This is a genomic window from Sphingobium sp. DC-2, from assembly GCF_000722555.1.
Taxonomy (GTDB): domain Bacteria; phylum Pseudomonadota; class Alphaproteobacteria; order Sphingomonadales; family Sphingomonadaceae; genus Sphingobium; species Sphingobium quisquiliarum.
The window spans coordinates 1-2,054 of sequence record NZ_JNAC01000018.1; the positions used below are offsets into that span (position 1 = coordinate 1).

Genomic DNA, 2,054 nt, shown 5'->3' on the forward strand with positions numbered 1-2,054 from the left:
GGATTGAGTGATGAGCTACCAGCCAGACATAATCATCTATCACGACCATTGCGCAGATGGATTTGGGGCCGCTTGGGCGTGCTGGATGAAGTGGCGCGACAAGCCGCAATATGTGCCCGCAAACTATGGGCAGACGCCGCCCGATGCGACCGGAAAGCACGTTCTTATCGTGGACTTCAGCTATAAGCGCGACGTGCTGCGGGAGATGGGCAAGGCCGCCGCGTCGGTCATCGTTCTCGACCATCACAAGACGGCGCAGGCTGATCTTGCAGATTGGGCGGTCAAGGATGTGGCTGGCGACTTCTGGGCCGGTGACGACCCGTTGAAGCTGGTCCGCCAGAATGATGAGCGGATCGGGCAACCAATTGCTGCGCTGTTCGATATGAGCCGGTCTGGTGCCCGCCTTGCGTGGGAGTTCTGCCACGAAAATGAAGCGCCCAACCTGATCCAGCTTATCGAAGATCGCGACCTGTGGCGGTTCGAATACGACGAAACAAAGCCGTTCAGCCTTTGGCTTCGCTCCGAGCCGTTCAGCTTCGACCGTTTCGAATTGCTTTCACAGCAGCTTGGCGATGCGCGGGACAGCCACAAGATCATGATCGAAGCAAAGGCCATGCAGCGGTTCTTTGATACCAAGGTGGATGAGATCGCCTCTTTCGCCAAGTATCGCGGCCTTGCCGAGCATAACCCTATCGTCGTCAACTGCCCGCCCATGTTCGCCAGTGAAGTCGGTCATGCGTTGCTGGACAAGCATCCTGAAGCGCCGTTTTCGGCCATGTGGTACGAGGCAGGCGACAAGCGCATGTGGAGCCTTCGGAGCCGGGATGAGCGGCAGGATGTTTCCGAGGTCGCTGCGATCTTCGGCGGCGGCGGGCATCGCAATGCTGCCGGGTTTGCGGAGACGGTAGCATGACCGAACACCAGAGAGGCCCGTTCTACACGCGCCGGGATGATGCGCTGATAGCCCGCGTCAAGGCAATCAAGGAACTGGATGGCGAGCCGCTGCCGTGGACGCCGTATCGCTGCCCAGGGCGGAAGAGGGCTGCATGAAGCGCCACTTCTTCACCACCTGCGGCGAATGCGGCGGGGAGCGGCCCAACTATTCGGGCATCTGCGCCGACTGTGACCCGATGTACCGCGATAGCGATGGAAGCCGGGACGGCCAAGACCCGCAGGGGCTTGGTGCGCAGCACGACAGCGCGGGCCATCCCGGCCTATGCGGTTGCGGCCTGACACAGCTTCGCCGCGCACTGGTTATTCCCACCCTCCCCAAAGCCAGCGACACGGAAGGAGAGGGGTGATGGATCAAGCCCAAGGTCGTTTCACGATCGAGGATGACACATTCGTCGATGTGCGGGCGCTGGTCGGAAACCACGTCTATCTCTGGCAGACCGCCCCAGACACTGGCGTTGAGGCGCAAATCAACCTGACGCCAGACGGGGCTTATCGGCTCGGGCTGGAACTTGTCCGCCGGTGCGCGCCCCGCCAGCAAGGAACAGCGCTATGACCCCCAACCCAAAACCAGCGCCAGAGAGTGGGGAGCTACTGCCGTGCCCGTTCTGTGGAGGCGAGGCTCGTCTGTATTCAGTAAGCCTGCCGATGACGGCGGACTGCGCCGACATACAAGCGTGCTGCACGGAGTGCGACACGATGGGACCATGTATTCTTTTCGACCAAACCGAGCAGGGCGAAACCGATATACCTGATCTTGAGGCTGAAGCCATCGCCGCATGGAACCGCCGCGCCTCCCTCACCTCCGAACTCGCAACCGTAAAGAAGAGGCTGGAGAGCGCGGAGCGTGAGTGCCGATCTGTGTGGCGCTGCGCCATTGGCGATGTGACCGGCGCTCTGGACGTGCTGAAGAACCGCTGGATTAACAGCCGACGCAAACATGAGCGCGAGGCCGGGGAGGAGCTAAACAAGATCGCAAGCCTGATATGGGCGGCCCGCTCCCCCGCTGCCAGCAATTACGATGAGGCTGCAAAGCTCGGCAAGGCGCTGATCGAGCGCGCCCGCACCTTCCTCCAGGAACAGGAGAAGCAGAATGGATAGCA

5 protein-coding genes are annotated in these 2,054 nt (G+C 61.1%); all 5 read left to right on the forward strand.

Annotated elements, in window-relative coordinates; genetic code table 11:
• Positions 1–85: 85 nt before the first annotated feature.
• From ET21_RS0102885 to ET21_RS0102900, 5 genes are read left to right on the forward strand one after another with little or no spacing between them, the layout of a single operon-like run.
• Positions 86–913, forward strand: a complete 828-nt coding sequence (locus ET21_RS0102885) for a hypothetical protein (protein ID WP_051767954.1) — start codon at positions 86–88, stop codon at positions 911–913.
• Positions 910–1,050: a hypothetical protein gene (locus ET21_RS27550; protein ID WP_156029002.1), complete on the forward strand. Its 141-nt coding sequence runs from the start codon at positions 910–912 to the stop codon at positions 1,048–1,050. The genes ET21_RS0102885 and ET21_RS27550 overlap by 4 nt, the downstream gene beginning before the upstream one ends.
• Entirely contained in the window at positions 1,047–1,301 is a 255-nt protein-coding gene (locus tag ET21_RS0102890) for a hypothetical protein (protein WP_156029003.1), read from the forward strand. Before ET21_RS27550 ends, ET21_RS0102890 begins: the two co-directional genes overlap by 4 nt.
• A complete protein-coding gene (locus ET21_RS0102895) occupies positions 1,301–1,507 on the forward strand; it encodes a hypothetical protein (RefSeq protein WP_030538509.1) in 207 nt (68 codons plus the stop codon). Before ET21_RS0102890 ends, ET21_RS0102895 begins: the two co-directional genes overlap by 1 nt.
• The gene (locus tag ET21_RS0102900; protein ID WP_081856575.1) at positions 1,504–2,052 is read left to right on the forward strand and encodes a Lar family restriction alleviation protein; all 549 of its coding nucleotides are present in this window, start codon (positions 1,504–1,506) and stop codon (positions 2,050–2,052) included. The genes ET21_RS0102895 and ET21_RS0102900 overlap by 4 nt, the downstream gene beginning before the upstream one ends.
• Positions 2,053–2,054: the final 2 nt, after the last annotated feature.